The sequence below is a fragment of the Caulobacter sp. GW821-FHT05F04 genome (assembly GCF_059419665.1).
In genome coordinates this window covers 310,887-332,260 of sequence record NZ_JBWKSF010000005.1, presented here as the reverse complement: position 1 = coordinate 332,260, position 21,374 = coordinate 310,887, and the positions used below count along the sequence as shown (strand labels likewise).

Annotated in this window: 19 protein-coding genes; 7 read left to right on the top strand and 12 right to left on the bottom strand. The window is 68.5% G+C overall.

Features of this window, described 5'->3' with window-relative positions; genetic code table 11:
• Positions 1-97: 97 nt before the first annotated feature.
• Together fliK and AC07R7_RS15840 are read left to right on the top strand one after the other, a co-directional pair.
• Complete coding sequence (fliK, locus tag AC07R7_RS15845; protein WP_494635833.1) at positions 98-1,822, top strand: flagellar hook-length control protein FliK; 1,725 nt, start codon at positions 98-100, stop codon at positions 1,820-1,822.
• A complete protein-coding gene (locus AC07R7_RS15840; RefSeq protein ID WP_494635832.1) occupies positions 1,819-2,082 on the top strand; it encodes an EscU/YscU/HrcU family type III secretion system export apparatus switch protein in 264 nt (87 codons plus the stop codon). The genes fliK and AC07R7_RS15840 overlap by 4 nt, the downstream gene beginning before the upstream one ends.
• A 57-nt stretch (positions 2,083-2,139) precedes the next feature.
• On the opposite strand, the gene gltA is transcribed toward AC07R7_RS15840, so the two are convergent.
• Together gltA and gltX are read right to left on the bottom strand one after the other, a co-directional pair.
• Complete coding sequence (gltA, locus tag AC07R7_RS15835) at positions 2,140-3,420, bottom strand: citrate synthase (protein WP_494635831.1); 1,281 nt, start codon at positions 3,418-3,420, stop codon at positions 2,140-2,142.
• A 67-nt stretch (positions 3,421-3,487) separates the two neighbouring features.
• The gene (gene gltX, locus AC07R7_RS15830) at positions 3,488-4,915 is read right to left on the bottom strand and encodes a glutamate--tRNA ligase (protein ID WP_494635830.1); all 1,428 of its coding nucleotides are present in this window, start codon (positions 4,913-4,915) and stop codon (positions 3,488-3,490) included.
• 162 nt (positions 4,916-5,077) lie between these two features.
• Between gltX and AC07R7_RS15825 the strand changes: the two genes are divergently transcribed.
• Both AC07R7_RS15825 and AC07R7_RS15820 read left to right on the top strand, forming a co-directional pair.
• A complete protein-coding gene (locus AC07R7_RS15825; RefSeq protein ID WP_494635829.1) occupies positions 5,078-7,261 on the top strand; it encodes a ComEC/Rec2 family competence protein in 2,184 nt (727 codons plus the stop codon).
• 41 nt (positions 7,262-7,302) lie between these two features.
• Positions 7,303-8,058, top strand: a complete 756-nt coding sequence (locus tag AC07R7_RS15820) for an isocitrate lyase/PEP mutase family protein (protein ID WP_494635828.1) — start codon at positions 7,303-7,305, stop codon at positions 8,056-8,058.
• A gap of 72 nt (positions 8,059-8,130) precedes the next feature.
• Here the strand turns inward: AC07R7_RS15820 and lexA are convergent, their stop codons facing one another.
• The 6 genes from lexA to AC07R7_RS15790 all read right to left on the bottom strand — a co-directional run bounded on the left by lexA (position 8,131) and on the right by AC07R7_RS15790 (position 12,968).
• Positions 8,131-8,835, bottom strand: coding sequence for a transcriptional repressor LexA (gene lexA, locus AC07R7_RS15815; RefSeq protein ID WP_492838538.1), 705 nt, complete (start codon positions 8,833-8,835; stop codon positions 8,131-8,133).
• Positions 8,836-9,006: 171 nt separating this feature from the next.
• Complete coding sequence (locus AC07R7_RS15810; RefSeq protein WP_494635827.1) at positions 9,007-9,798, bottom strand: class I SAM-dependent methyltransferase; 792 nt, start codon at positions 9,796-9,798, stop codon at positions 9,007-9,009.
• Between the two features lie 77 nt (positions 9,799-9,875).
• Complete coding sequence (locus AC07R7_RS15805; RefSeq protein ID WP_494635826.1) at positions 9,876-10,442, bottom strand: lysophospholipid acyltransferase family protein; 567 nt, start codon at positions 10,440-10,442, stop codon at positions 9,876-9,878.
• 108 nt (positions 10,443-10,550) lie between these two features.
• The gene (trpC, locus tag AC07R7_RS15800) at positions 10,551-11,339 is read right to left on the bottom strand and encodes an indole-3-glycerol phosphate synthase TrpC (protein ID WP_494635825.1); all 789 of its coding nucleotides are present in this window, start codon (positions 11,337-11,339) and stop codon (positions 10,551-10,553) included.
• Complete coding sequence (trpD, locus tag AC07R7_RS15795; RefSeq protein WP_494635824.1) at positions 11,336-12,361, bottom strand: anthranilate phosphoribosyltransferase; 1,026 nt, start codon at positions 12,359-12,361, stop codon at positions 11,336-11,338. The genes trpC and trpD overlap by 4 nt, the downstream gene beginning before the upstream one ends.
• 10 nt (positions 12,362-12,371) lie before the next feature.
• Positions 12,372-12,968, bottom strand: coding sequence for an anthranilate synthase component II (locus AC07R7_RS15790; RefSeq protein WP_492838533.1), 597 nt, complete (start codon positions 12,966-12,968; stop codon positions 12,372-12,374).
• Between the two features lie 214 nt (positions 12,969-13,182).
• On the opposite strand from AC07R7_RS15790, the gene AC07R7_RS15785 reads away from it, so the two are divergent.
• Positions 13,183-13,392 carry a hypothetical protein gene (locus AC07R7_RS15785; RefSeq protein ID WP_492885510.1) on the top strand — a complete coding sequence of 70 codons (210 nt, stop codon included), beginning with the start codon at positions 13,183-13,185 and terminating at the stop codon, positions 13,390-13,392.
• A 28-nt stretch (positions 13,393-13,420) separates the two neighbouring features.
• Here AC07R7_RS15785 and trpE read toward each other — a convergent pair whose 3' ends face one another.
• Together trpE and AC07R7_RS15775 are read right to left on the bottom strand one after the other, a co-directional pair.
• The gene (gene trpE / locus AC07R7_RS15780; RefSeq protein ID WP_494635823.1) at positions 13,421-14,956 is read right to left on the bottom strand and encodes an anthranilate synthase component I; all 1,536 of its coding nucleotides are present in this window, start codon (positions 14,954-14,956) and stop codon (positions 13,421-13,423) included.
• Positions 14,956-16,917: a peptidyl-prolyl cis-trans isomerase gene (locus tag AC07R7_RS15775; RefSeq protein ID WP_492838531.1), complete on the bottom strand. Its 1,962-nt coding sequence runs from the start codon at positions 16,915-16,917 to the stop codon at positions 14,956-14,958. The genes trpE and AC07R7_RS15775 overlap by 1 nt, the downstream gene beginning before the upstream one ends.
• 139 nt (positions 16,918-17,056) lie before the next feature.
• On the opposite strand from AC07R7_RS15775, the gene tpiA reads away from it, so the two are divergent.
• A complete protein-coding gene (tpiA, locus tag AC07R7_RS15770; RefSeq protein ID WP_494635822.1) occupies positions 17,057-17,818 on the top strand; it encodes a triose-phosphate isomerase in 762 nt (253 codons plus the stop codon).
• 120 nt (positions 17,819-17,938) lie between these two features.
• Complete coding sequence (aspS, locus tag AC07R7_RS15765) at positions 17,939-19,777, top strand: aspartate--tRNA ligase (protein ID WP_492885084.1); 1,839 nt, start codon at positions 17,939-17,941, stop codon at positions 19,775-19,777.
• Positions 19,778-19,861: 84 nt separating this feature from the next.
• On the opposite strand, the gene AC07R7_RS15760 is transcribed toward aspS, so the two are convergent.
• Positions 19,862-20,734, bottom strand: a complete 873-nt coding sequence (locus AC07R7_RS15760; RefSeq protein WP_494635821.1) for a pentapeptide repeat-containing protein — start codon at positions 20,732-20,734, stop codon at positions 19,862-19,864.
• A 94-nt stretch (positions 20,735-20,828) separates the two neighbouring features.
• Positions 20,829-21,320, bottom strand: coding sequence for a pentapeptide repeat-containing protein (locus tag AC07R7_RS15755; protein ID WP_492885087.1), 492 nt, complete (start codon positions 21,318-21,320; stop codon positions 20,829-20,831).
• Positions 21,321-21,374 lie beyond the last annotated feature (54 nt).

Below are 21,374 nucleotides of genomic sequence, written 5' to 3'. Positions count from 1 at the left end.
TGAAGGCGAGACGCCTTGAGTTCATACTTTGAAGGTTAACCAGCGATTTACACCCGGGGGCTAAGATCCCCATAACTGTCGCCGTGGAGCCGTTGTCGTGGCCATCGACCCGACCACGCCCGTGACCCCGATCCTTCCAGCCCCCGCGGCTGGAACGGCGGCCGATTCTGTCGCGACGTTGCAGGCGATGGCGCGCCAGGCGCTTGCCAATTCCACCGCTCAGCTGGGCGAGATCGTCGGCCGTCCTCCCGCTACCCAGGCCCATGCCGGTGGTCCCGTCGAGCAGGCTGGGCAGGCCGCGACCCAGGACGCCGGCCATGCCGGCGACGCGCCGGGCGCCAAGGCCGTTCCGTCGGCGCTGCAACAGGCTACCCCGGCCAAGCCCGAGACACGCCTGGTCCGCGCCGTGCGCACCGCCGCCGCCGAGGCGGTGCCGCGTCAGACGGGGATAGCGCCGCTGATGGCCAATGTCCGCGCCGTGGTCGGTCGTCCCGACATGCCGACCGAGGTGCGCGAGGCGGGCAGGGCGTTGCTGGCCAGGGCTCCGTCGGCCGCCGAGATCGCCACGCCTCAGGGCCTGCGCCAGGCCATCGAGCGGTCCGGGGTCTTCCTGGAGGCCCGAATGGCCCGCGCGGCCGTGACGCCAGTTCAGGATGGCGCGCCCCGTGTTCCCGAGGTCAACGACATGAAGGCCGCGTTGCTGGTGTTCCGCGGCGCGCTGTCGGCCTGGCTGGCCAAGGCTCCGCCGCGGGTGTCGGACGCGCCAAGTATGGAGCCGGTCTCGACGTCCGCCGCTGGCGAAGAGCTGGAGGCGCCTGCGACCGAACCGCCTCGCGCGGCTCCATCTGTCCCCGCGACGGCGCAACGGCCGGCCGCTCCGAACACTCCCGTGACGAGCGTGATCGTCCAGCCCGATCCGAAGGTCGCGCCGACGTCGCCCCAGGCCGCCGAGGTCCACGAGGCCGCACCCGAGACTCTCCCGGCGACCGCCAAGGCGCCTTTGCCTCCGCCGGAGGACGACGGTCTGGCGGCGCGCTTCGGCGCTTTCGTGGCCCCGCCCAAGTCCTCGGCGCCCGTCCAGACGCCGGTTCGCGCCGCGATGTCGGCGCTGGTTCAGCTAGGCCTGATCGCCGAGGAGGCCCTCGCCGAGGGCCCGATCGCCGGACCGCCGGCTGAGCCACGCGCCTTGACGCCGCGGGGCTACGGCGCGGCGCCGGCCGACTCTGGGCGCTCCAAGGTCCCGCCGCCGCCCTATGCCGGCGGCCCGATGGCCGGGCAGAAGCCGGCCGCGCCTGAAATGCCCATAGACCAGGCGCCCGCCGACCTCGTGCGCCGTCTGCTGAAGGGGACCAACGGCGCCCTGGCCCGGCAGGACCTGATGCAGATCGCCTCTCTGCCCGAGCCGCACGAACCCGAAGCCGCCGAGGCTCGTCCGCAGCAGGCCGGCCGCCTGAACCTCGACCTGCCGTTCATGACGCCACAGGGCCTGGCCGTCGCCCAGTTCGAGATCAGCCATGACGGCGGCGGCTCTGGCGGTGGCGTCTTCGGTCCGGCGGAGCGCACCTACAAGGCCCGCTTCTCGCTCGACCTCGAGCCGCTGGGGCCCGTCCACGCCCTGATCACCCTGACCGGTTCGCACACGCGCGTATCGCTGTGGGCCGAGAGGGCCGAGACCATCGCGCGCCTTCGCGCTGGCGAGGAGAGCCTGGGCGCGGCCTTGCGCCGGGCCGAGTTGTCGCCCGAAGTCGCCGTCCATTCCGGCGCGCCGCCCAGTCCGGGCGCCGCCAGTCCGCTGGGCCATTTCGTGGACCAGGCCTCATGAGCGGAATCACCGGGCCCTCGGCGCGACCGCGCATCGCCGTCGCGCTGCTCTACGAAGACACCAACGCGCCCAAGGTCGTGGCCTCGGGCCAGGGTTGGTTGGGCGAGAAGATCATCGAGACGGCCCGCGAGCACGGCGTGCCGATCGAGGAAGACCCCGTCCTGGCCCAGGCCCTCTCGACCCTGGAAATCGACGAGGAGATTCCCGAAGCGCTGTACCGCGCCGTGGCCGAGGTCCTGAGCTTCCTTCTCAAGCGCTAGAAACGAAAAAGGCCCCGCCGAAGCGGGGCCTGATCCGTTGTTCCGAAGGCGAAGCGCCTAGCGCTTCTCAACCGGCACGTAGTCGCGTTGCGTGGCGCCCGTATAGAGCTGGCGCGGACGACCGATCTTGCGGGTGGGGTCCTCGAACATTTCCTTCCACTGGCTGATCCAGCCGACGGTGCGGGCCAGGGCGAACAGCACGGTGAACATGTTGGTCGGGAAGCCCATCGCGCGCAGGGTGATGCCCGAATAGAAGTCGATGTTCGGGTACAGCTTGCGGTCGATGAAGTACGGATCGCTCAGGGCGACCTTTTCCAGTTCCTGGGCGACCTGCAGCAACGGGTCGTTGTTGTGGCCCAGTTCCGCCAGCACTTCGTGGGCGGTCTTCTGCATGACCTTCGCGCGCGGGTCGAAGTTCTTGTACACGCGGTGGCCGAAGCCCATCAGCTTGTACTTGCGGTCCTTCACGCCCTGGACGTAGTCCGGGATGTTCTCGACCGAACCGATGGTTTCCAGCATCTCCAGCGCTTCCTGGTTGGCGCCGCCGTGCGACGGGCCCCACAGGCAGGCGATGCCGGCGGCGATGCAGGCGAACGGGTGCGCGCCCGACGAACCGGCCAGGCGGACGGTCGAGGTCGAGGCGTTCTGCTCGTGGTCGGCGTGCAGGATGAAGATCCGGTCCATGGCGCGGGTCAGCACCGGGTTCGGCTTCCAGTCCTCGGCCGGCACGGCGAAGCACATGCGCAGGAAGTTTTCCGAGTAGGACAGGTCGTTGCGCGGCGACACGAACGGCTGTCCGACCGTGTACTTGTAGGCGCGGGCGGCGATCGTCGGCATCTTGGCGATCAGGCGATGGGCGCTGATCTCGCGCTCACGAGCGTCGTCGACATTGATGCTGTCGGCGTAGAAGGCCGACAGAGCGCCGACGGCGCCGGTCATAACGGCCATCGGGTGGGCGTCGCGGCGGAAGCCTTGGAAGAAGGCATCGAACTGCGCGTGCAGCATCGTGTGGTAGGTGATGTTCTTTTCGAACTGCGCGAACTCAGCGGCGCTCGGCAGTTCGCCGTTCAGCAGCAGATGGCAGACCTCGAGGAACGAGGACTTCTCGGCCAGCTGGTCGATCGGATAACCGCGGTGCAGCAGAACGCCGGCGTCGCCGTCGATATAGGTGATCTTGCTCTCGCACGACGCGGTCGAGGTGAAGCCCGGATCGAACGTGAAGTGGTCGCTTTCAGCGTAGACTTTCCGGATGTCGAGGACGTCCGGACCCGTGCTGCCCTTGAGGATCGGCAGGTCGTAGCTCTTGTCGCCGATCGTCAGCGTGGCTTTATCGGTCATACTTAGACCCCTTCATAAATTGGAACGAGCAGTCCAACTTTCGTTTTCGCAGGTGCGTTATAGCGCCTCATGCGCGCGGCGCCAGGGCGTCGTCAAGGCGCCCCAAACTCTCTTCGCGCGAGAGCGCGGCCATGGTCTTGTTCAGATCGGGGGCCTGGGCGCCGCCGGTCAGAATCCCGCGCAGGGCCGGACCGAACTTGCCAAAGCCGACGCCTTCGGATTCCGCGAACGTTTTCAACACGGTTTCCAGCGTCGCCGCGTCGAAGGCTGGGGCGGCGGCCAGCTGATCGCGCAGACGCTTGAGGCGCTCGACGGTTTCTTCGGTCAGCTGCTTTTGGGTTTTCTCTTCCAGCGCGAACGGCCGAGTCTTCAGTGCGAACGCACAGTGGTCGACCAGCTCCAGGATGGTCTTGGCCCCTTCTTTCACTTCCGGAACCGTGCGGGCGATGCGCTCGCGGGCATCGGCGGGCAGGGGCTCGCCGCGCTTCTGGGCGGCGTCCAGCGCCAGGTCCGTCAGGCGCGCGTCGTCGGCCTTGCGCAGGTGCTGGGCGTTGATGTGGTTCAGCTTGGCCCAGTCCAGGCGCGCTGGCGCCTTGACCACGTCGGCGACGTCGAACCAGGCGATCGCCTGTTCGTCGTTGAACACCTCGTCGTCGCCATGGCCCCAGCCCAGGCGCGCCAGGTAGTTGCGCATGCCTTCGGGGATGTAGCCGAGGTCGGCGAACTCGCCGACCGCCTGGGCGCCGTGGCGCTTGCTGAGCTTGGCGCCGTCCGGGCCGTGGATCAGCGGGATGTGGGCGAAGGCCGGCACGTCCCAGTCCATCGCCTGGTAGATCAGGCTCTGGCGGGCGGCGTTGTTCAGGTGGTCGTCGCCGCGGATCACGTGGGTGACCCCCATGTCGTGGTCGTCGACCACCACGGCCAGGTTGTAGGTCGGCGCGCCGTCAGCGCGCAGCAGAACGAGATCGTCCAGTTCGATGTTCTTGAACGTCACCGGACCCTTCACGAGGTCGTTGACGACGGTTTCGCCGTCCAGCGGGCCCTTGAAGCGGATCACGTGCGGGACCGACAGGTCGCCTTCGGGCGCATCGCGCCACGGCGAGCGGATGGCCTTGCCTTCGGCGCGGGCCTTCTCGCGGGCGACTTCCAGTTCCTCGACGGTCATCCAGCAGCGATAGGCGCGGCCCTTGGCGAGGAGTTCATGGACCACCTCGACGTGACGCGGGGCGCGGGTGTGCTGGAAGATGACCTCTTCGTCCGATTCCAGGCCCAGCCAGTTCAGGCCCTCGAAGATCGCCGCGACGGCGGCCTCGGTCGAGCGTTCGCGATCAGTGTCCTCGACGCGAACAAGGAACTTCCCTCCCGTATGGCGTGCATATAACCAGTTGAACAGCGCCGTGCGAGCGCCGCCGATATGCAGGAAGCCGGTGGGCGAGGGGGCGAAGCGCGTGACGACGCCCGTCGAAACGGGGCCGGTGGAGGTGGGGTTCGACATGGGCTTCAAAACTGTGGGGCTGGACGCCGAAATGGCGTTGACGAGCACGAACCGCAAGGCGGCTTGGGCGGCGCGTCTTAGCACGCCGCTTCGTGCCGGACCTAGCGGTTTTCCGCGTCGCGGCGAACTTGGCTCATCCGTCAAAAGCACAAGGGTTTCCGGATGTTAGGCGTTGAAGCGGCCGAGACGGCGCCGTCGGCGTCCGCGCCCCGCTTGTCATGGTCCGCCGTGAAAGCCGCGCTGCTGACGGAAGGGCGAGTCAATCTGGATCGGGCGTTTCTTTGGACGCCGGTGGCGTTCGGTCTCGGCGCGGCGGCCTACCTGGAGGTTGGCGCTGAACCCTCGCTCTGGATGCTGGTCTTGGCGACCGGATCACTGGCGGCGATCTGGTGGGTCTGCCAGCGCTGGAACGCCCCGCGTGGCCTTGTCGTGCTGGCCAGCCTGGCCGCGTTCGGAGCGGCGGGCGGTCTCGCCGCCAAGATCCGCAACGATCGCGTAGCCGCGCCGCTGATGGCGGGCGAGCGGGTCGTGCGACGGGTGGACGGCTTCGTGGTCGATGTAGTCAGTCCTGGCGCGGGCGGGCCGCGCCTGCTGATCGCGCCGGTGACGGTCTCGGGCCTGCCGCCCGAACGGACACCGCGCCGGATCCGGGTGACGATCGGCGAGAACCAGACGCCGGCGCCGGGCCAGGCCGTGCACCTGCGCGCCATGCTGGGACCGCCGCCGCCGCCGGCCGCGCCGGGGTCCTACGATTTCGGTCGCGACGCCTGGTTCGACTCGATCGGCGGCGTCGGCTTCGTGATCGGCGGCCTGGGGACGACGCGGCTCGATCCGCCCCCCTTGAGGTTGCGCCTGACCATGGCGGTCAACGCCTTCCGCTGGAGCCTGGCCCAGCGGATCCTGGCGCGGATGGGCCCCAGCAGCGGCGGCATCGGCGCGGCCATGGTCACCGGCCACGAGGCCTGGATCACCGAGGATCAGACCGAGGCCATGCGCGCCTCGGGCCTGGCGCATATCCTCTCCATCTCGGGCCTGCACATGGCCATCGTCGGCGGCTTCGTGTTCGGCGCCGTGCGGCTGGGCGTCGCCGCCTGGCCGTGGCTGGCCTTACGGGCGCCGGGCAAGAAGATCGCCGCCATCGCCGGCCTCGCCGCCGTGCTGGGCTACCTGGTCATCTCCGGCGCGCCGCCGCCAGCTGAGCGCTCGGCGATCACGGCGAGCGTCGCCTTCCTGGCCATTCTGTTTGACCGCCGCGCCATCACTCTGCACGGCCTGGCGGTCGCGGCGCTGCTGATCCTCGCCATGAAACCCGAAACAGCCGGCGAACCCGGCTTTCAGATGTCGTTCGCCGCCACCGCCGCCCTGGTGGCCCTGGCCGAAAGCTGGCCTCGGCCGGTGAAGGAGATCTCGACGCCGTGGTGGATCCGCTGGCCGCAGGCGGGACTGACCTGGCTGGCGGCCTCGGTCGCCGCGAGCCTGGTGGCGGGCCTGGCTACCGCGCCCTTCGCCATGCAGCACTTCAATCGCGTCGCCGTCTGGGGCCTGCCGGCCAATCTGGCGGTCGCGCCGCTGTCGTCGTTCGTGATCATGCCGTTCCTGGCGGTCGGGACGCTGCTGGAGCCGTTCGGCCTGGGCGCGCCGTTCCTGGTCCTGGCCGGTTGGGGGATAGACGGCATGGTCGGGATCGCCAGCGGCTTCGCCGACGCTCATGGCGCCCAGCGGATCGTGGCCAGCGCGCCGCCGCAGGTGCTGGTGGTCGCCTTCCTGGGCCTGATGATCCTGTGCCTCTGGCGGGGGCGGTTGCGCTGGATCGGCGCGCCCCTGGCCCTGGCGGTGGCCCTGTGGCCCAGGCCCGCCGCGCCGGACGCTTGGATCGCCGCCGACGGGGCGACCGCCGCCGTCCGCTCGGGCGACGCGGCCGTGCTGTTGCGCACCGACGCCAAGCGGTTCGGAGCGGAACTGTGGGCGCGACGGCGTGGCCTGACCCCGGCGACCTGGAGCCTCTATGGCTGCGACAAACGGATCTGCGCGCCGGAGCCGGGCGCGCCCGTACGGCTGTCGCTGGCGTGGAGCCGCAAGACTCCCGACGCCGAGACGCTGGCGGGTCTCTGCGTGCGCAGCGAGGTCGTGGTGATCCGCGCCCCGGCCCCGGCGCGCATGCCGCCATTGTGCGCCGACACCGTGCTGCTGACCGCCGAGGATTTCGCGCGGGGCGGGGCCGCGGAGCTCTATCGCCGGCCCGATGGCTGGCGCATCGTCTGGGCTCAGCCCCTGCGCGGCGACCGGCCGTGGAGTCGTCCAGCGGGGAGCCGCCTGCTGACAGCCGATGTCACCAGCGCCCGTTAAGCCTTGTCGGAGCGCGGGACGCAATCCGCCGGAGGACTGTCATGTCGAACCCTTTCGTCGCCCGCCGCGCCGCCTTCCGCGCCCTGCACGCCGACGGCTGCTTCGCCCTGCCCAATCCGTGGGATGTCGGCGGCGCCAAGCGTCTGGAAAAGCTCGGCTTCAAGGCCCTGGCCTCGACCAGCGCCGGCATGGCCTGGGCGATGGGCAAGGACGATGGCCAGATCACCCGCGATGAGGTCATCGATCACCTGCGCATGTTGTGCGCCGCCACCGACCTGCCGGTGAACGCCGACTTCGAGAACGGCTTCGCCGACACGCCCGAGGGCGTCGGCGAGAGCGTGACCCTGGCCATCGAGGCCGGCGTCGCGGGCCTGTCGATCGAGGACTGGTCGGGCTCGGCGCTCTACGACCTGCCGGTCGCCGTCGAACGTCTGAAGGCGGCCCGCGCGGCGATCGACGCCTCGGGCCAGGACGTGATCCTGGTCGGCCGCACCGAAGGCTATCTGCGCGGAAACCGCGACCTCGCTCCAACCCTGGAGCGGCTCAAGGCCTACGCGGAGGCGGGGGCCGACTGTCTCTACGCGCCTGCGGTGACCGATCCGGAAGAGATCCGGGCGATCGTCCAGGCCGTGGCGCCCAAGCCGGTCAATGTGCTGTTCTGGGGGCCTGAGATGTCCGTCGAGAGCCTCGGCGCGCTGGGCGTGCGCCGGGTCAGCACGGGCGGGGCGCTGGCCGCGGCGGCCTGGGCCGGGTTCGACGCCGTCGCCAAGCGGCTGGCGGAGGAGGGGCGGCTGTAAGCGTCACCCGATACGAAAGGACCCCGATCCTCGGATGAAGATCGGGGCCGAATTTCAAGCGCTCCGAAGCGCCTAGTGATACCGGCGGATCAGCCCCACCAGCTTGCCCTGCACCTCGACCTGGTCGGGACCGAAGATGCGGGTCTCGTACTTGGGGTTGGCGGCCTCCAGGGCGATCGAGCCGCCCTTCTTGCGCAGGCGCTTGAGGGTGGCTTCCTCGCCGACCAGGGCGACGACGATCTCGCCCGAGGTGGCGGTGTCGCCTTTCTTGATGATCACGTAGTCGCCGTCGAGGATGCCGGCCTCGATCATCGAGTCGCCTTGCACCTCGAGAACATAGTGCTCGCCATTGCCCAACATGGATTCGGGCACCGGCAGACGTTCGCGCTCGTGCTGGATGGCGTCGATCGGCGTGCCGGCGGCGATCTTGCCCAGGATCGGCAGTTCGCGGCTGTCATTGGCCGGCGCGGCGGATACGGAGGCCGACGACGGCGCGCCGCCGCCTTCGAACACCTGCGGCCGGAAGGCGCCTCGCCCCTTGGGCGGGGCGGCCGTCGTGGCCTGCTGCGGCAGCTTCACCACTTCCAGCGCGCGGGCCCGGTGAGCGAGACGGCGAATGAAGCCGCGTTCTTCCAGGGCCGTGATGAGCCGGTGGATGCCCGACTTGGACGCCAGGTCCAGGGCCTCCTTCATCTCGTCGAAGGACGGGGAGACGCCGGTCTCCTTGATCCGCTCGTGGATGAACATCAGCAGTTCGTGCTGCTTGCGGGTGAGCATGTCGACCTCGGCTGGAACGCGGAACAAACCGCAAACCTCGCGAATGTTCTCTAGGCGTTCCGCCTCAAAGTCAAGTCGAGCGTTGCCGCAGGCCAAAAGTCCAGGAAATTCAAGGGCTAGAGCCTGATGCTGTCGAAAAGGCGACCAGAATCAAAAGCTTAACGAAAGCTTTCAGGGGCGCTTGCGGGCGATGATGATGTCCTGGTCCTGCATCGGCTGACGGCGCCAGACGCCGAGGGCCTGGTTCAGGACGTCGAGGTTGAGAGCCTCGTACTGCGCCAGGATCGGCTCCAGGTCATAGCCGATCACCGCCTCCGGCAGGTCCGGCGTCGCGGTCCAGCAACCGTCCAGGGCATGGACGAAGTCGAAGGCGATCTCGCCGCCGCCCGTGTTGGCGCGCGCCTCCTCGTCGATCAGATACCAGGAGACTATGCTGGTCCCGCCGGGCTTGAGCACCCGGGCGATCTCGCGCGCGAACTGGGCCTGGTCGGCGGCCAGCAGGTGGGTGAACACCGAACCCAGCCAGACATAGTCGAAGCTGGCGTCAGGATAGGGAAAGACGAAGGCGCTGGCCGGCTGCGAGCCGCCCGGATTGTACCGGTCGCTATGCATGTCGGCGTGGGTGAATTCGAAGCGCGGGTCGCCGACGGCGATGTTGGCTTTGCACCAGTCGATGGCCTCGGCCATCACGTCGAAGCCGGCATAGCGGCCCGACTCATCCAGATAGTCGACCAGCGGGGCGGCGGCGCGGCCGATGCCGCAGCCGACATCGAGGATGGCGTGATGCGGCTGCAGGCCGGCGGCGACGAACAGTTCCTTGAACTGCTGGCCCACGCGGATGAAGTCGGCGTCGGCCGCGCCGACGAGGTGCCATAGCCCCTGTGGGGCGGCCACGGCGTCGGACGGCGGCGGTGTTGGCGTTGGCGAGAGGGCGCGCCGCAGCTTGGAGAGAAGGGCCCGCATCCGATTCCTTTCAACGAAAGAGCGGCGCGGACCCTAGCGAGCGACCAGGCTTCAGCCAACCCGGCCGTTGATCCACCCTAGGGGACGGTCTTCAGTTCCGGGTGCTTGGGCGTGACGGGCGCATAGAACGCCGCCAGCGTCGCCAGGTCCTTCTCATAGTCGCCGCTGGGGATCATCGCCGGACCCAGGCCCACCACCTTGCGCTTGTAGTCCATGAAGCCGGGCACCATCGGCACGCCGGCCTTCAGGGCGATGTTGTAGAAGCCTGTTTTCCAGCCGCCCGCCTTGCCGCGTGTGCCCTCGGGCGCGATCGTCAGCATGAATTCGTCGCGGCGGGCGAACTCGTCGACCATGGCCTGGACCGTATCGCGTGACTGGGAGCGGTCGATCGACACGCCGCCAAGGTCCTTCATCAGCGTCTCGAACGGCCAGCGGAACAGCGAGGCCTTGCCCATGAAGCTCAGCTTCAAGTTCAGGGCGTCAGCCGCGCCCAGGAAATAGACGAAGTCCCAGTTGCTGGTGTGCGGGGCGGCGATGATCACGAACTTGCGGGTCGTCGTCGGCGCCGAGCCTTCGATCGTCCAGCCCTCGCGCTTGAAAAAGGCGACGAGGGACCAATTCACCACGCGGGCGACCCAATGCATTCGCGCTTCCTCGCGTGGCGTCGCCGGCGTCGCGGCGCGGCGGCTTTCTTGTTGAGGCGACTGTGAGCGGACGAGGCCGAAAACGCCAGATGGCGCGTACCCGATCCTTTAGCCGAGCAGAGCGCGCGTGGCGGCCGTGACGTCGGCCTGACGCATCAGGCTTTCGCCGACCAGCATGGCCTTGGCGCCGGTGGCCTCCATCCGCACCACGTCGTCGTGGGTGAAGATGCCGCTTTCGGTGACCAGCAGGGCGTCCCTCGGCGCCTGCGCCGACAGCCGCTCGGTGACGGCCAGGTCGACGACGAAGCTTTTCAGGTCGCGGTTATTGATCCCCACCAGGTCCGAGCCCAGGGCGCCGGCGCGGGCCATCTCCGCCTCGTCGTGGACCTCCACCAGGGCGTCCATGCCCAGACGCCTGGCCTCGGCCATCAGCTCGGCGGCCAGCACGTCGTCGATCATCGCCAGGATGACCAGGATGGCGTCGGCGCCGAGGGCGCGGCTCTCGGACACCTGCCAGGGGTCCACCAGGAAATCCTTGCGGATGCAGGGCAGGGCGGTCGCCGCGCGAGCATCGATCAGATAGGCGTCGGCGCCCTGGAAGCTGGGTCCGTCGGTCAGCACCGACAGGCAGGCCGCGCCGCCGGCCTCGTAGTTGCGGGCCAGGGCCGGCGGATCGAAGTCGGCCCGGATCAGGCCCTTGGAGGGCGAGGCCTTCTTGATCTCGGCGATCAGCGACAGCTTGCCGGGCGCGTGGCCCTGAGCGAGCGCCCGCTTGAAGCCGCGCGGCGACGAGGCGTTGCGGGCGGCGGAGTCCAGGGCGGCCTGGGTGCGACGGCGCTTGCGGTCGGTGACCTCGTCGCGCTTGTAGGCGGCGATCTTGGCGAGGATGTCGGTCATGCGGCGGCTTCCGTGTTCGTTGCGGCCACCAGGCCGGCGAGGGCCGCCTTGGCGCGGCCTTCGTCGATGACGTTGGCGGCCAGTTCGATGCCCTCGACCAGGGTCTCGACCTTGTCGGCGACCAGGAAGGCGGCGGCGGCGTTCAGCAGCACGATGTCGCGATAGGGCCCCTTCTCGCCGTCGAGCAGGCGGGTGAGCGCGGCGGCGTTGAACGCGGGATCGCCGCCGGTGATGTCCGACAGCGAGGCGCGCGGAAGGCCGACGGCCTCGGGCGTGATCTTGAAGAGATGGATGCGGCCGTCCCGCCATTCGGCGACCTCGGTCTCGCCCGTGGTGGTCAACTCGTCCATGCCCGCGCCATGCACCGACCAGGCGCGCTCAGCGCCCAGGGCTCCCAGGGCCTTGGCGATCGGCTCGACGAAGCGCGGCGCCGAGACGCCGACCACCTGCCGCTTGGCGCCGGCCGGATTGGTCAGCGGGCCCAGCAGGTTGAAGATGGTGCGGAAGCCCAGCTGCTGGCGGATCGGCGAGACATGCTTCATCGCCCCGTGATGGGCCTGGGCGAACAGGAAGCAGATGCCGGCCTCGTCCAGGGCCCGCCGCTGCTGCTCGCGCGTGGCGTCGATATTGACGCCCAGGGCGGTCAGGACGTCGGCCGTGCCGGACTTGGAGGTGATGGCGCGGTTGCCGTGCTTGGCGACCTTGAGGCCGCCGCCCGCGGCCACGAAGCCGACGGCGGTGGAGATGTTCAGGGTGTGCAGGCCGTCGCCGCCGGTGCCGCAGACATCGATGACGTCGTAGGGATGCTCCAGCTGGACGGCCGCGCGGCGCATGGCGCGGGCGCTGGCGGCGATCTCGCCCACGGTCTCGCCGCGCAGGCGCATGGCGGTGACGGCGGCGGCGACCTGGGCCGGCGTCGGTTCGCCGCGCAGGCAGGCGGCGAAGAACACCTCGGCGTCCTCCTCGCCCAGGGTCTGGCCGTCGGCCAGCTTGGCCAACAGCGGCTTGAATGCATCGGACATGTTGACCGTCCTAGACCCAGACCGCCGCGTCGCGCTTGACGCCCGCCAGGTCCATGAAATTGGCCAGCATCTGATGGCCGCCCTCGGTGGCGATCGATTCCGGGTGGAACTGGACGCCGAACACGGGCCGGGTCTTGTGCTGGACGCCCATGATCTCGCCGTCGTCGGTCCAGGCGGTGACCTCCAACTCGGGCGGCAGGTCCTCCTTGCGGACGGCCAGGCTGTGATACCGGGTGGCGGTGAACGGGTTCGGCAGGCCCTTGAAGATGCCCTTGTCGTCGTGGCGCACCTTGCTGACCTTGCCGTGCATGACCTGCTTGGCGCGGATCACCTCGCCGCCATAGGCCTGGCCAATGGCCTGGTGGCCGAGGCAGACGCCCAGGATCGGCAGGTCGGCCGGCGCGGCGCGCAGCAGCGGCAGGCAGATGCCGGCCTGGTCCGGGGCCTTGGGGCCGGGCGACAGCAGCACCGCGTCGGGCTTCAGGCCCAGGGCCTCCTGCACCGTCAGCGCGTCGTTGCGGTAGACGACCGTCTCGGCGCCCAGCTCGTTCAGATAGTGAACGAGGTTGTAGGTGAAGCTGTCGTAGTTATCGATGACGAGGATCATGACGCCGCCTTTCGGAGGTCGGTTCTAGAGCGCGTTAGGCGAAAGTGTAAGCGGTTTCGCCGCACTAACGCGCTCCAGGTTTCTTGAAGGCGCAGCCATTTTGGATGCCATCCAAAATGGCTGTGGCGCGGGCGGAGCCGAAGTGTAGCGGCAATTTCGCGCGCGGCTTTCAGTTACGGTTACAGCGGTTGCGGTCTTCAAGCATCATATGGCGATGGACCCGCGTGATTCCGCCCTGGACCCTGTCGCCGTCGCCTATGTTCGCGCGTTGTTGCGGCGGAAGAACCGTGTCCAGAAGATGGGGCCGGTTCTGGCCGCCGCGGCTTTCGCCGCGATCTGCGCGCTGGCCTTCGCCACGGTGATGGTGCTGGCGCCGCCGGCGGTCACTCAGCATCTCCCGGACGACCGGCTCGGCGGTCCTTAGTCCAAAGGGAAGAAGTCAGCCCTAAGGCTCAGCTGAATCGCCAGGCTTCCTCGGCCGCGCGCTTGAGGGCGCGGGACTTGTGCAGGGTCTCGTCATACTCGGCGTCCGGGTCGCTGTCGGCGACGATGCCGCCGCCGGCCTGGACGTACATCATGCCGTCCTTGACCAGCGCCGTGCGCAGCACGATGCAGGTGTCGACCGAGCCATCGGCGCCGAAATAGCCCACGGCGCCGGCATAGCCGATGCCGCGCTTTTCGACTTCCAGCTCGTCGATGATCTCCATGGCCCGAACCTTCGGAGCGCCCGAGAGCGTGCCGGCGGGCAGGGCGGCCATCAGTACGTCGACTGGATCGACGCCATCGGGCGCCGTGCCCTCGACGTTCGAGACGATGTGCATGACGTGGCTGTAGCGCTCGATCTTGAAGCTCTCGGTCACGCGGACGTTCGGGCCCTTGGGACGCTCAGCCGGGGTATTGCGGCCCTGGTGGTTGAGCATGGCCACGCGGCCCACGTCGTTGCGGCCGAGATCCAGCAACATCAGGTGCTCGGCGCGTTCCTTGGGATCGGCCAGCAGTTCGGCTTCGAGCGCCGCGTCTTCCTCGGGCGTGGCGCCGCGCGGACGGGTGCCGGCGATCGGCCGGATGGTGATCTTGTTGTCGCGCAGGCGAACCAGGATCTCGGGGCTGGAGCCGACCAGGTTGAAGCCGTCCAGGTTCAGGAAGAACAGAAACGGCGACGGATTGGTCCGGCGCAGCGAACGGTACAGGGCGAACGGCGGCAGGTCGAAGGGCGCGCGGAAGCGGTGGCTGGCCACGACTTGGAAGATGTCGCCGGCGGCGATGTAGTCCTTGGCCTTGGCGACCACGTCGGCGTAGTCGGCGCGGCTGACCGGCGTCGTGAAGTCCATCGGACCGCGCGGCGCGCGGGGCGCGTCGTGGGCCAGCGGACGACGCAGGTCGGCCATCACCGTCTCGATCCGCGAGCGGGCGGCGGCATAGGCGTCCTGGGCCGAGACACCGGCTTGCGGGCGGACGGCCGTGGTCAGGATGATCTCCTGGGCGATGGCGTCGAAGACGGCGACGATCGACGGCCGGGTCATGATCCCGTCCGGCAGGCCCAGCGTGTCTTCATTGATATCGGGCAGACGTTCGACCAGGCGCACCAAATCGTAGCCCAGGGCCCCGAACACGCCGGCGGCCATGGGCGGCAGGCCCTTGGGCAGCTCCATCCGCGCCTGGGCCACCAGGTCGCGCAGGCTGTCCAGCGCGCCGCCGGGCTGGGGCGTGTAGCGGCCGGCGGCGATGTCGTCGCCCTCGGCGATCTCGGCCTGGTCGCCGCGGCAGCGCCACACCAGGTCCGGGTTCATGGTCACGATCGAGTAGCGACCGCGCCAGGCCCCGCCTTCGACGCTTTCGAACAGAAAGCTGTAGGGACGCGCCTGGGCGATCTTCAGATAGGCCGAGACCGGCGTCTCGAGATCATCGATCAGGCGGGTCCAGACGACCTGCTGCCGTCCGGAATCGTAGATTTCCGAAAAGGCGTCGAACGCGGGCTCCAGACTCATTACTCGGCTTTCTTTCCAGACTTGGCGGCTTCGGCCTTGGCCAGGGCTTCGGTGTCGACGCCGATGGCCTGGCGCGCCAGGGTCAGGTTGCTCTTGGTCTTCAGCTGGACCTTGGCGGCGTTGCGCGCGGCTTCGCCGAGGTCGCGCATCAGGCCCTCGCCCGCCTGGGCGCCGGCCATGGCGGTGATCTGGGCGATGGCGGCGGTCGGGGCCGAGCGGATGGCTTCCAGCTTGGCGACGACATAGGCCTCGCCCTGCGGACCGGCGCGGGTGGCGAAGGCCTCGTTCTTCTTGGCCTGGAAGGCGGCGCCCAGGAACTCGCGGCCCAGGCCCATGTGCTGCTGGGCGTTCTGGCGCGACAGGCCCGGGACCTGCTGGACCTTGGACTGCACCGAAGCGGCGACAGCCTCGATCGACTCGCCCTTCTTGACGCGAGCGACCAGTTCGTCGGCCTTGGCCTTCAGGCGCTTGCTCATTTCCTGACCCATCCACACGGCGGTCAGCTGCGGCTTGATCTCGGCCAGCGGCGGCATGGCGGCCGGGATCACCTTCTCCACCTTCACGGCGTAGTATTCGCCCTTGCCGGCCTCGATCAGATCGCTTTCCCCGCCTTGCGACAGGCCGAAGGCGGTCTTGACGATGTCTGGCGTCAGGCCGGCGACCGGCTGGCCGGTCTCGTCCGCGCCTTGCGCGGTGACCGGCGCGGTCGTCAGCACCAGGGCGCCGGCCTTGCTGGCCGCGGCGACCAGATCGGCGCCGCCGTCATGCGCGTCCTGATAGGTCTGGGTCTGCTCGTAGGCCTTGGTCTGGGCGGTCTGGGCGCGGACCTCGGCCTCGATCTGCGGACGCACGCTCTCCAGCGAGGCGGTCGAGCCCGGCGTGACCTTGACGATCTTGATGACCGAGACACCGAGTTCGCCCGTGATGGGGCCGCTGACCTGACCGGCGGCCAGGCTGAACGCGGCGTCGGCGACCTTGCGGTCCGGAACGGCGGTCTTGGGCTTGTCGGTCAGGACGAGGGGGGTCTTGCCGAACGTCTTGGCGACGGCGACCGGGTCCTCGCCCTTGGTCAGGCGCTGCGAAATCGTGGCGGCGGCCTTGGCGTCCGGGGCGACGATCTGGATGATGGTGCGGGTCTCGGGCTTGGCCAGGCTGTCCTTGCGGAAGTCGTAGGCCTTCTGCACGGCGGCGGGGTCGATGGCGACGGTCGGCTCCAGGGCCTTGGCGCTGACGCGCATGATCGACAGCACGCGGGTTTCCGGACGCGTTAGGCGCTCGGCGTTCTCCTTCATGAAGGCGGTCAGCTGGGCGTCGGTCGGCGGGGCCGGACGCGTGACCGAGGCCGGGTTCACGGCGAAGGCGGCGACGTCGCGCTCTTCCAGCACATAGGCGCCCTGCAAAGCGGCGTAGATGCGCGGGGCCTTCAGGCCGCCGGCGACCGCCGAAAAGAAGTGGGCGTTGGCGATCTCGTCACGCAGCGAGGCTTCGTAGTTCGCCGGCGTCAGGTTGTTCTGGGCCAGGAGGCCGGCATACATCTGCGGGTCGAACTTGCCGGTGATCGGGTTGAACGGACGCTGGCTGGGCGGCAGCTGGCTCATCTGCTGGTGCACGATGTCGCCGACCAGCTTGTCGGACGGCTTCACGCCCATGCCCTGGATGGCCGCGGCGATCGATTCCTGCAGGGCCAGTTCCTGGACGATCTGGCGGTCGATGCCTTGCTCGACGGCCTGGTCAGGCGTCAAGGCCTGGCCGCTGCGCTGCTCCATGCCCTTGCGATAATTGTCGAAGCGCAGCTTGAAGTCCTGGGCGGACAGGGTGCGCGATCCCGCGCTGATCACGCCCGAGCCCTTGGGGCCCTTGAAGACGTCGCTGATGCCGAAAATGGCGAAGCTGACGATCAGCAAGCCAAACAGCAGCACCGCGAACGGCGATTTGGCGAAGGAGCGGAAACCGGCGAGCATGCGTTCGAAAACCTTCCAGGCGGATCGCCGCGCGAATGAGCACGGCGGTCGAGAGCAGCGGGTATAGTAGAGCCGCGTGCGCGTGGGCAAGCGGCGTGGGCTTGACTTCCCAAGGGAGCGTGACCTCAAGAAGGCCTTTATGACCTTATCGAACACGACTCCCCGGCCGCTGATCGCCGGAAACTGGAAGATGAATGGCCTTTCGGCCGCGCTCGACGAGGCGCGCGCCGTCGCGGCCGGCCTGGAGCGCCAGCCCGCCGGGGCCCGCGTCGCCATCTTCCCGCCCGCCACCCTGCTGCACCGTCTCGCCGAGGCCGTCGAGGGTTCTCATCTCCTGACTGGCGGTCAGGATTGCCACGGCAAGGTCAGTGGGGCGCACACCGGCGACATCTCGGCCGAGATGATCGTCGACGCCGGCGGAACCCTGGTGATCGTCGGCCATTCCGAGCGGCGCACCGACCACAGCGAGACCTGCCAGCAGGTCGCCGCCAAGGCCGAAGCGGCTATCGCGGCGGGGCTGGAGCCCATCGTCTGCGTCGGCGAGAGCCTGGCGCAGCGGGAAGCGGGGGAGGCGGTGGCCTTCGTCGTCGGCCAGCTGCGCAACTCCCTGGCGCCCGGCCTGGCCGGCAAGGCCTTCAACGTCGCCTACGAGCCGTTGTGGGCCATCGGCACGGGCCACGTGGCCTCGGTCGACAACATCATCGAGATGCACGCGGCGATCCGCGCCGAGCTGATCGCTCTGTTCGGCGCGCAGGGGGGCGCCGTCCAGATCCTCTACGGCGGCTCGGTGAAGCCCGAGAACGCCCGGGAGATCCTGGCCGCGCCGGACGTGGGCGGGGCCCTGGTCGGCGGCGCCTCGCTGAAGGCCAAGGACTTCCTGGCCATCGTCGAGGCCGCCTAGGGCTGAAAAGCTTCCGCGGACGGGCCGTGCGAGCGCATGGTCCGTCCCAGAATCCTTGACATCATGGCGCCCACGTGCGCCTTACCGCGCCTTGCAAATCACCGCGTATTCAAGACTTTCATGACCTCCATGCACGCCTATCGCACCCACAACTGCGGCGCCCTGCGCGCCTCCGACACCGGTTCCTCGGTGCGCCTGTCGGGGTGGATCCACCGCAAGCGCGACCATGGCGGCCTGGTCTTTATCGACCTGCGCGACCACCACGGCCTGACGCAGCTCGTCCTGCACCCGGAGACCCCGGGCTTCGCGATCGTCGAGCGTCTGCGCGCCGAAAGCGTGATCCGCGTCGACGGCGAAGTCGTCGCTCGTGACGCCAGCGTGGTGAACCCGAACCTGCCGACCGGCGAGATCGAGATCCGTGTCTCGGCCGTCGAGGTGCTGAGCGAAGCCGCCGAGCTGCCGCTGCCGGTCTTCGGCGAGCCGGACTATCCGGAAGAGATCCGCCTCAAGCACCGCTATCTCGACCTGCGTCGCGAGACCCTGCACAAGAACATCGTCCTGCGCTCGCGCGTGATCCAGTCGATCCGCAACCGCATGTTCGCGCAGGGCTTCAACGAGTTCCAGACGCCGATCCTGACGGCCAGCTCGCCGGAAGGCGCGCGCGACTTCCTGGTGCCCTCGCGTCTGCACCCGGAGAAGTTCTACGCCCTGCCGCAGGCGCCCCAGCAGTTCAAGCAGCTGCTGATGGTCTCCGGCTTCGACCGCTACTTCCAGATCGCCCCGTGCTTCCGCGACGAAGACCTGCGCGCCGACCGTTCGCTGGAGTTCTACCAGCTCGACGTCGAGATGAGCTTCGTGACGCAGGAAGACGTGTTCGCGGCCATCGAGCCCGTCATGCACGGGGTGTTCGAGGAGTTCTCGAACGGCAAGCCGGTCTCGCCGATCGACGGCGCGCACACCTTCACCAACGACTTCGGCCAATCGTTCGAGCACAAGGGTTTCGAGCGCCTGACCTACGCCCAGTCGATGGCCTGGTACGGCAGCGACAAGCCGGACCTGCGCAACCCGATCAAGATGCAGAACGTCTCGGAGCACTTCCGTGACGGCGGCTTTGGCCTGTTCGCCAAGATCCTGGGCGCGGACGCCAAGAACCAGATCTGGGCGATCCCGGCCCCGACGGGCGGCAGCCGCGCCTTCTGTGACCGCATGAACAGCTGGGCTCAGGGCGAGGGTCAGCCGGGCCTGGGCTACGTCTTCTGGTCGGAAGACCAGGGCGGCTGGGGCGGCCCGATCGCCAAAAACCTGGGCGAGCCGACGCAAGCCCTGATGGAATCGCTGGGCCTTGGCGCGGGCGACGCCGCCTTCTTCGTGGCCGGCGATCCGTCGGTGTTCACCAAGTTCGCGGGCCTGGCCCGCACGCGGGTCGGCACGGAGCTGAAGCTGGTCGACGAGAACCAGTTCAAGTTCTGCTGGATCGTCGACTTCCCGATGTTCGAGTGGAACGAGGAAGAGAAGAAGGTCGACTTCTCGCACAATCCGTTCTCGATGCCGCAAGGCGGTCTGGAGGCCCTGGAAACCCAGGACCCGCTGACCATCCGCGCTTACCAGTACGACATCGTCTGCAACGGCTACGAGCTGTGCTCGGGCGCGATCCGGAACCACAAGCCCGAGATCATGCTCAAGGCCTTCGCCACCGCCGGCTACGGCCCCGAAGTGGTCGAGGACCAGTTCGGCGGCATGCTGAACGCCTTCCGCTATGGCGCCCCGCCGCACGGCGGCCTGGCCCCCGGCATCGACCGCATCGTCATGCTGCTGGCCGATCAGGTGGCCATCCGCGAGGTCATCGCCTTCCCGCTGAACCAGCAGGGCCAGGACCTGCTGATGAACGCCCCGGCCAACGTGCTCGACAAGCAGCTCAAGGAGCTGCACATCCGCACCGCGCCCCCCATCAAGGTCTAGGCGCGGGACGAGAGTCCGGAACAAGGAAGCCCTCCGATCTCGCGATCGGAGGGCTTTTTCTTGATTGGTTGGCTTAAAGCCAGATCACCACTTCTTGGGCGCTGGCGGGGCAGGGGGCGCGGGCGGGGCCGGCGGCGCCTTGGGCACTTCGCGCAGCAGCATGAAACGTCCGCCCTTGATCCCGTTGCACGGCCGGACGCTCAGGCCCGAGGGCAGGCGGGTGGAATTGTCGCCGCAGGCCTCGTCCAACTGGTCCTGTTCCAGGCCCCGGGCGCTCGACAGATCGGCGCCGCTGAGATTGACCATGGTCAGGTCGGCGTTGCGGAAGTCCGCGCCGTTGAAGATGGCGCCGCGCAGGTTCGAGCCGGTCATGTCGGCGTTGCGGAACCGGGCGCCGTCGAAGCGGGCGCCCTGGAAATTGGCGTGGTTGATGTCGGCGTTCGAGAAGTCGGCGTCGCGGGCGTTGGCGCCCGACAGGTTGGCGGCGATCAGCTCGGCGTTGGAAAAGCGCGCCTTCTGCAGGTTGGCGCCCACCATGTTGGCGGCGTGCAGTTCGGCCGACGACAGGTCGACGCGGACCAGGGTGGCCTGGGTGAAGTTGGCGCCGCTGCTCTCGATGCCGGACATGCGGGCGTCGGTGAAGTTGGCGCCGGTGAAGTTGGCGCCGCGCATCTCGGCGCCGCGCAGATCGGCGCGGCTCAGATCGGCCCAGCCGAAGTCCGAGCCGTAGAACATCGCGCCGCGCAGGTCCGAGCCGATCAGGATGGCCTTGACGAACTTGGCCCCGGCGAACTTGGCGTTCATCAGCTTGCGACCGGCCAGATCGCAGTTGGCGCACATCCCGCCGAAGGAGGTCAGCTTGGCGACGTCCTTGTCTTCGATCGAGGCCTGAGCCTGGCCGGACATGGCCAGCAGGCTCAGGGTCAAGGCGGCGATGGAGGCGCCCAGGCGGGACATCAAGTTCTCCGTTCAGTCCATACGCGACTGTGTGAGTTACGGTTTGAACCGGCGGCCGCGTGGAAGCCACTTAAATTGCGGTAATGACGGGGATTTAACGGCAGAGCGGGATGCGCAGATTGCCCGGCAGATAGGTCGAACCGTCGCCGCAGGCCTGGTCCAGCTGAGCCTGGGTGAGACCGATCGCACGGTCCATTTCGGCGCCCGAGAAGTTGGCGCCCGATAGTCTGGCCCCGGAGAAATTCGCGCCCTGCAGATAGGCGCCGACGAAGCTGGCGTTGGTCAGGTCCGCGCGGGCGAAGTTGGCGCCGGTCATGACCGCGCCATAGGCGTTGACGTCGCGCAGGTCGCCGCCGGTGAAGCGGGTGCGGTTCATGATCGCCGTCGAGAAGTCGGCCTGACGCAGGCGCGCGCCCGCCAGGTTCTTGTTCTTCAGCGTCAGGTTCGACAGATCGGCCTGGAACAGGTTGCAGCGCGGGCAGTTGGCGCCATTGCGGACAGCCGAGATCTGGGCGGCGTTCTGAGCCCCGGCCGAACTGGCGAAGACCAGCACGGCGAGGGCCGAAAGAAGAGCGATCGGTTTCATTCTGGCGCAGGTCCTACGCGAAAAGGGCGTTTTCACCCTGCCGCAGCAAGCTTA

What these genes read in the sequence shown, in the direction of transcription:
- AC07R7_RS15840 (WP_494635832.1), top strand. Translation starts at nt 1,819, where the DNA reads ATGAGCGGAATCACCGGGCCCTCGGCGCGACCGCGCATCGCCGTCGCG.
- gltA (WP_494635831.1), bottom strand. Translation starts at nt 3,420, where the DNA reads ATGACCGATAAAGCCACGCTGACGATCGGCGACAAGAGCTACGACCTG.
- gltX (WP_494635830.1), bottom strand. Translation starts at nt 4,915, where the DNA reads ATGTCGAACCCCACCTCCACCGGCCCCGTTTCGACGGGCGTCGTCACG.
- AC07R7_RS15825 (WP_494635829.1), top strand. Translation starts at nt 5,078, where the DNA reads ATGTTAGGCGTTGAAGCGGCCGAGACGGCGCCGTCGGCGTCCGCGCCC.
- AC07R7_RS15820 (WP_494635828.1), top strand. Translation starts at nt 7,303, where the DNA reads ATGTCGAACCCTTTCGTCGCCCGCCGCGCCGCCTTCCGCGCCCTGCAC.
- lexA (WP_492838538.1), bottom strand. Translation starts at nt 8,835, where the DNA reads ATGCTCACCCGCAAGCAGCACGAACTGCTGATGTTCATCCACGAGCGG.
- AC07R7_RS15810 (WP_494635827.1), bottom strand. Translation starts at nt 9,798, where the DNA reads ATGCGGGCCCTTCTCTCCAAGCTGCGGCGCGCCCTCTCGCCAACGCCA.
- AC07R7_RS15805 (WP_494635826.1), bottom strand. Translation starts at nt 10,442, where the DNA reads ATGCATTGGGTCGCCCGCGTGGTGAATTGGTCCCTCGTCGCCTTTTTC.
- trpC (WP_494635825.1), bottom strand. Translation starts at nt 11,339, where the DNA reads ATGACCGACATCCTCGCCAAGATCGCCGCCTACAAGCGCGACGAGGTC.
- trpD (WP_494635824.1), bottom strand. Translation starts at nt 12,361, where the DNA reads ATGTCCGATGCATTCAAGCCGCTGTTGGCCAAGCTGGCCGACGGCCAG.
- AC07R7_RS15790 (WP_492838533.1), bottom strand. Translation starts at nt 12,968, where the DNA reads ATGATCCTCGTCATCGATAACTACGACAGCTTCACCTACAACCTCGTT.
- AC07R7_RS15785 (WP_492885510.1), top strand. Translation starts at nt 13,183, where the DNA reads ATGGACCCGCGTGATTCCGCCCTGGACCCTGTCGCCGTCGCCTATGTT.
- trpE (WP_494635823.1), bottom strand. Translation starts at nt 14,956, where the DNA reads ATGAGTCTGGAGCCCGCGTTCGACGCCTTTTCGGAAATCTACGATTCC.
- AC07R7_RS15775 (WP_492838531.1), bottom strand. Translation starts at nt 16,917, where the DNA reads ATGCTCGCCGGTTTCCGCTCCTTCGCCAAATCGCCGTTCGCGGTGCTG.
- tpiA (WP_494635822.1), top strand. Translation starts at nt 17,057, where the DNA reads ATGACCTTATCGAACACGACTCCCCGGCCGCTGATCGCCGGAAACTGG.
- aspS (WP_492885084.1), top strand. Translation starts at nt 17,939, where the DNA reads ATGACCTCCATGCACGCCTATCGCACCCACAACTGCGGCGCCCTGCGC.
- AC07R7_RS15760 (WP_494635821.1), bottom strand. Translation starts at nt 20,734, where the DNA reads ATGTCCCGCCTGGGCGCCTCCATCGCCGCCTTGACCCTGAGCCTGCTG.
- AC07R7_RS15755 (WP_492885087.1), bottom strand. Translation starts at nt 21,320, where the DNA reads ATGAAACCGATCGCTCTTCTTTCGGCCCTCGCCGTGCTGGTCTTCGCC.